General features: G+C 56.7%; 1 pseudogene. It reads left to right on the top strand.

Features of this window, described 5'->3' with window-relative positions:
* Positions 1-216: 216 nt before the first annotated feature.
* Positions 217-527 (top strand): annotated as a pseudogene (locus EN969_RS34590) (ribose ABC transporter substrate-binding protein); the annotation flags it as partial.

Here is a 527-nt window from a genome sequence, read left to right as displayed (position 1 = left end):
GGTCGCACCTGTTTATTATACATAAGCGACAACTAATACTTGTTTATTATGGATAATATGATAGTTTTCGCCCCGCTGGCGGCGACAAGGGAGGTACCGGGTCGGCCATCACGGGCGGCCGAGGAAGCGCATGGCAAGGCGGGAGGTGCCGGTCCATCGCGCGAAAAATTCGCATTGCGAAACGAACAATCAGAACTGCAATCGGGAGGATTATCGATGATCAAGTCACTCGTTGGTGGCGTCGTTGCCGCCACTGCATTCGTCATGCTCAATTCGGCCGCCATGGCCGCCGGACCCGAAATCGTGTCGGGTCCCGCCGCTCAGGCGGACTGTTTCGCGCCGTGGAGCGCAGAGACCAAATTCTTCAAATATCCCAAGAAGGAAGGGCCGTTCCGCATCGCCTTCGCCAATGGCTATATCGCCAACACCTGGCGCATCCAGATGGTGCAGACGGCCAAGGCCTACGCCGCGCAACCTGAAGTCAAAGCCAAGATCAAGGAATTCAAGGTCGTCTCGACGGGCGAGGA

The organism is Mesorhizobium sp. M7A.F.Ca.CA.003.01.2.1 (assembly GCF_003998945.1).
GTDB lineage: Bacteria > Pseudomonadota > Alphaproteobacteria > Rhizobiales > Rhizobiaceae > Mesorhizobium > Mesorhizobium ciceri.
Note: the sequence above shows the minus strand (reverse complement) of the source record. Positions and strands in the feature narration are given on the sequence as shown.